The sequence below is a fragment of the Streptomyces sp. NPDC107765 genome (genome assembly GCF_055657085.1).
The window spans coordinates 1-5295 of the sequence record NZ_JBVKBL010000033.1; the positions used below are offsets into that span (position 1 = coordinate 1).

The 5295-nt window shown below is 69.2% G+C and carries 5 protein-coding genes; 3 read left to right on the plus strand and 2 right to left on the minus strand.

What is annotated here, in order from left to right; translation table 11 throughout:
- The first annotated feature begins 135 nt into the window (after nt 1-135).
- Complete coding sequence (locus ACZ7MX_RS39670; RefSeq protein WP_472139587.1) at nt 136-615, plus strand: helicase associated domain-containing protein; 480 nt, start codon at nt 136-138, stop codon at nt 613-615.
- A 180-nt stretch (nt 616-795) separates the two neighbouring features.
- On the opposite strand, the gene ACZ7MX_RS39675 is transcribed toward ACZ7MX_RS39670, so the two are convergent.
- Entirely contained in the window at nt 796-1890 is a 1095-nt protein-coding gene (locus ACZ7MX_RS39675; protein WP_472139588.1) for a hypothetical protein, read from the minus strand.
- A gap of 125 nt (nt 1891-2015) precedes the next feature.
- Between ACZ7MX_RS39675 and ACZ7MX_RS39680 the strand changes: the two genes are divergently transcribed.
- Nucleotides 2016-2276 (plus strand): hypothetical protein, encoded by a 261-nt coding sequence (locus tag ACZ7MX_RS39680; protein ID WP_472139589.1) that lies wholly within the window; start codon nt 2016-2018, stop codon nt 2274-2276.
- Nucleotides 2277-2803: 527 nt separating this feature from the next.
- On the opposite strand, the gene ACZ7MX_RS39685 is transcribed toward ACZ7MX_RS39680, so the two are convergent.
- Nucleotides 2804-3025 (minus strand): hypothetical protein, encoded by a 222-nt coding sequence (locus ACZ7MX_RS39685; protein WP_472139590.1) that lies wholly within the window; start codon nt 3023-3025, stop codon nt 2804-2806.
- A gap of 401 nt (nt 3026-3426) precedes the next feature.
- Here ACZ7MX_RS39685 and ACZ7MX_RS39690 point away from each other — a divergent pair, with 401 nt between their 5' ends.
- The gene (locus tag ACZ7MX_RS39690; RefSeq protein ID WP_472139592.1) at nt 3427-5061 is read left to right on the plus strand and encodes a class I adenylate-forming enzyme family protein; all 1635 of its coding nucleotides are present in this window, start codon (nt 3427-3429) and stop codon (nt 5059-5061) included.
- The last annotated feature ends 234 nt before the right edge of the window (nt 5062-5295 follow it).

Consider the following 5295-nt stretch of genomic DNA (forward strand, 5'->3'; position numbering starts at 1 on the left):
GATCTGCAAATGAGCACGTGAAAAGGGCTACGGCAACAGGGAAGCACAGGACATCAGAATGAGAGTTTCACCGGACACCGAAGTGAGACTCAGCAGCTGGAGGACATCGACCCCTCGTGGTGCCCGAGCTGGCCGGTGGAGTGGCAGCGCGCTTTCCACCTCGCCCGGCTCCACCTGGAGGCCGGCGGCACGCTGCCCATGGAACCGGGTGCCGTCGTGCATCAGGGCGAAGACCTGGGCCGATGGGTGCGCTCGGTCCGGCTCGGCTGGGACACACTCACCGGGGCGCAGCAGTGGATGTGCGAACACATCCTCGGCATCGAACCCGCCACCGAGGACGAGAAACCCAAGCCACGGACCAGCCAAGCCGACAAATGGGCCCTCAACCTGCTCGCCGCTCGGCAGTACTACCAACGCGAAGGCCACCTCCAAGTACCCAGAAAGCACCTCGAACGGATCGTCATCAACGGCGAGAAGGACGACGATAGCGGCGAGGACCAAGAGATCCGGGAGCTGAAGCTCGGTGCATGGGTCAGCAACCAACGATCCCGGGCCGCTGCGCTCTCCCCGGAGCGGGTGGAGCAGCTGACTGCCATCGGCATGCGGTGGACATAGAAGTCGCGTGAGGTCACCGGGCCGGTGACCTCACGCTGCCAGGCCGGCGATGAGCCGGCTGGCGTTCCACCGCGGCCTGGCAGCCTCACGCAGTGGGTCGGGCGTGACGGCGCACCAAGCGGCTTCGGTGGGAGCTCCGTTTGCGCCGCCGCCCCCCAGGGTCGACCTGGCCAAGCATCGCTAGGACCGCGTGGCCCTGTCGCACTCGTTCCCGGAGGGCTCGCCCCGGCCGACCGGCGTGCTGCGGTCGTACGGGTCGATCTGCGTGCCGGTCTCGTCCGCCTGGCGGTCCGTGCCGAAGGGAGGGGTGAAGTAGCCCGTCGGGGGGCCGCAGCCGCCGTTGGTCATGTCGTACTTGTACGAGATGATCGAGAACGTGCCTGGCTCGGTGATCACCTTGTCGGGGTCGTCCCAGCTCAGGACCAGCTCGCGCCGGACGATCGTGCGCACGATCTCGTCGTCGCCGCCCCGGTGCGGGCGGGTGGCCGGGTAGACGAAGGTGACGTCGGCGGTCACCTGGAGCGCGCCGCGCTTGCCCTCCCGGTAGGTGAGTCGGCCACGGGTCTTGACGACGTTGCCGACCAGGTGGGTGTGGGAGGGCTGGAAGCGGCTGAAGAGGAGGAGGGGGTCGTTTTTCTCGCTCGGGGTGCGGAAGGCGGTTTTCAGGAGGTTTTGGACGTCTTTTTGGTGCGGGTTGATCAGTGCGATCGCCTTCTCGGGGCGCTCGCCCCGCAGCACCCCGCGGTCCAGGCTGGAGGCGATGAGGAAGTCCCGGCTGCGGGCCAGGGCCCGCTCGACCTCGGCGGCGCTCATCCAGCCGACCGCCCCGGCCTTGGGCACGGTGATGCCGGCCGCTCCGCTCGCCCAGTGCGCTGCCGGTGAGCCGCGGAACGGCTCGTCCGTGGTGGGGCGTTGGGCCGCCTGGATCGGGGGCGCCTGGGTGGGGCGGGCGGTCTCGGCCGTGGGTGGTGGGGAGTCGGTGCCGGCGAACAGGTCCACCATCCGCTCCGGCGCGAGCGCCAGGGCCAGCAGCACCAGCGAGGTCAGCAACCCGGCCGCGTACCAGCCTGTGCGCCGCTTGGGCCGCGCGGGCGTGTAGCTGCGCCAGCTCTCCAGGTCGCGGTCGGGCTCCGCGCGCAGCCGCTTGGCCACGTCGCGGGCCCGAGCCGATGGCTCCTTGGGTGCGTCGGCGACACCGGCCACCGACTCGCGCAGAAACCGCTCCCACTCCTCGTCGGATCTGGACGAGCCGTCCGGTTCCGTACCCGCACCCATCCCCAACCCCCTGGCAACCAGTAGACGCGGCCCGCTCCCTGGGACGCGTCCGCATAATGACATGGAGCGAGATCAGGGCAGGTCCGGGGTGGGCGTTTGGTGGTGGGGTCGTGAAGTGGAGTGAGGTGGACTACCTGGACTGTCTGCAGTCCGAGCGGCGCGGCTACGCGTGGGTGATGCAGCAGCATGGTGGGCTCACGCCCACGCGGGCGCGGGAAGCTGCCGTGGAGCGGTACCCGTACGAGCCGGCCGACGCCCCCTACCGTGGGCTGTTGTTTCACGATGAGGCGTGGCACTGGGCGATGTTGGCGATTCACGGTGATCGGTACGTGGTGGAGCACCCCGAACTGGCCCACCCGTCACCTGAGTACCTGGGCCTTGAGTGAGCGTCGTGCTCAGAGGCCAGTTCCACTTCCCAGGCACGTTCCACTTCTGAGGCTGGTGATGGCTGTCCGCTTGTGCTGAGTGGCCGGGCCCTACGACTTTCTTTTCTCAGTCGTAGGGCCCGGCCAGCCGGTCGGTGGACAGCTGCCCGGCCTCGACCTGGGTGCGGGGCGGTGCGGATACCCAGGGCCTCGTCGATGGTCTGCCACAGCAGGGCGTGCAGCCCCCGGCCCCGCAGCTGTCGTCCGGCAGGGCATGCCGCTGAGGGATCGTGTAGCCGGGCGGGCCTACGGCGCCCGGCGACGTGAGGCGCTGCCCCAGCCAGGCCAGGCCCTCGCCCGGTATGGCCTGTGGGCAGGCCGTCAGGCCGTCAGGTCGTCAGGCCGTCAGGTCGTCAGGTCGTCAGGTCGTCAGGTCGTTAGGTCGTTAGGTCGTCAGATCGTCGCCGAAGTTGCGCACGTGCACCACGCCGTCCCCGGGCTCGTACGCAAGATAGCTGGGTTGACGGCGGTGTTCGGGTTCACGCAGATCAGCTGTTGCTCGGGCCCGGTGTCGACCCGGCTGCCTCCGTCGTGCCGGCCACTGGGCCCAGGAGCACCGGCCGCGGTCCTTTCAGGACGTAGGACCAGTCACCGGATGTCGCGTACATGCTGGGCGCTTCGTCGTTCCGGTCGACGTCTCGGTAGGGGTCGGCTGCGGACGTCTGGTCCTGGGCGGCGCTGAGGTGAAGCAGCAAGTCCGCGATGGGCATCTGGTGCACTGTGGTCAACGAGCTCCCGCCCGACTAGGTGGAAGCAGTCGTCTTCTTCAGCGGGCAGTCGCATTGCTGGCATGTCGGGTCCGCTCCGACGGCTGCCGCTTTGACGGCCTCCTCACGCTCCCACCGGGCCAGGCGCTCCTGGTGTTCCGTCCTGTTCCTGCTTCGTCTGCTCCTACCGCCGGCGCCTCTTGTCCTCTTGGACGGCTTGGCGGCGTGGGAAGGCGGCCTCGTCGTCGGGGTTGTGCAGGGCATCGGCGAGGGAAGCTGGCCAGGCGTTGTGTCTGGCGCGCCACCACACCGCACCCGGCGGTCCATTATGCGCACCGCCGGCAGCGGGGCGTGGCCGAAGGTGACCCCCGCGAGGCCACGGCTCCTGAGCAGCATGTTTGGATGTGTTGGTGATTGTTAACGCACAGGAAACATCCGAGTCGCGGACGTACTTAGACCGCATTCTGGAGCATTGGGACACAGACGAGGACGCCGAGGCACTCGTCCAGGGGGCGCAGCGGCTGACCAGGGGCCAGGCGCGGCGGCGGCTGTTCAGGTTGGGGCATGCTCTGCGCGGGCAGGGGCTCGAGCCCGGCGACGGGGTGGGGCTGTTCCTGGCCAACCGCGTGGACTCCGTTCTGGTGCAGCTCGCCGTTCATCTCATCGGCTGTCGCGTGGTGTTCCTGCCGCCCGAGCCTGGGCCCGGTGAGCTTGCCGCGCTGGTCGAGCAGTCCCGGGCGCGCGTCGTGGTCACCGATCCGCTCTTCGCGCATCGGGCCGCCGACGCGGCCGGCCGCAGTGTCCACGCCCCCGTACTGCTCAGCCTGGGGCCCTGTGAGCAGCAGTGCGCGGACCTGCTGGCCCTGGCGGCCCAGTGCCCGGCGGTGCGCCCCGGCGGCGTGCCTGTCCCGGGGGCGGACGAAGCCGTCACCGTCTTGTACACCGGCGGAACCCTGGGCCGCCCCAAGCTCGCCGCGCACAGCCACCGGCTCTACGACATGCTGGTGCACTTGGTGGAAGATGCCCCGCACGATTCCGGCACCGCGTTCTTCCCGGCCATGGACCAGGGCACGGACAGGGTGCTCGCCGCCACGCTGCTCACGCACGGCAGCGGTCACCTCACCTCGCTCCAGGCTCTGGTGACGGGGTCGACCCTTGTCGTGCTGGACGAGTTCGAAGCGGGTGCGGCGCTGGAGGTCCTGCGTGAGGAGCGGATCACCGCCACCATGTTCGTGCCGCCCATGCTGTACGCGGTTCTCGACCACCCCAAGTGCGAGGTGGGTGCCCTTCCCGCGCTGCGGCGGATCGTCGTCGGTGGCGCGGCCACGTCGCCCAGCCGGCTGCAGCAGGCGGTCGAGGTGTTCGGGCCCGTGCTCAGTCAGGGCTACGGGCAGTCGGAGGCGCTCGGTATCACCGCGTTCGGCGCGGAGGACCTCGCTTTGGAGGCAGCCCGGCGCCCCGAGCTCTGGCGTAGCTGCGGTCGCGCGATATCCGACGTCGAGATCGAGATCCGTGGTGAAGACAGCACGGCGGCACTGCCCGTCAGGCAGGTCGGCGAGGTGTGCGTCCGTGGCGAGACGGTGATGCTCGGCTACTACGAGGATCCCGAGCGCACCGCGGCGGCGTTGCAGGAGGGCTGGCTGCGCACCGGGGACATGGGTTATCTCGACGCCGAGGGGTACCTCTATCTCGTCGACCGGGCCAAGGACATCATCGTCACCGGTCGCACCAGCGACAACGTCTACTCCCGGGTCCTGGAGGATTTCCTGCTCACGCTGCCCGGCGTGCGCAATGCGGCGGCGCTGGGTGTGCCGGACGAGGAGTACGGGGAGGCCGTGCAGATCTTCCTGGCCACTGCCGAGGGCGGCGCCGGCGTCGACGTGGAGGCGGTCAGCGCGGCGGTGACCGCCGAGTTGGGAGAGTTGTACACGCCCTCGAAGACGGTGCTGCTGGACCAGCTGCCGACGACCAAGGTCGGCAAGGTGGACAAGAAGGCGCTGCGTGCCGCGTGGACGAGCGGGGCCTTGGACGCGCCGTAGGCTCCGTTGCTGTGGAGCACCCGTGACTGATATGGGGTCAAGCGCGTCAGGACGACGGGGGCTTGGCGTTTGTGGCGCACCTCGACCGGCTGCCCTTGCCCCTGGGGAGTGGGCAGCCGGTCGAGGTGCCGCAGCCGCTCTAGTGATCTGAGTCAGAGATTCGTCGGCAGTATGCAGCGACTTTGTCGAGGATCTCGTCGGCGGTCTTCGTCCAGGCGAAGGGCCTTGGGTGTT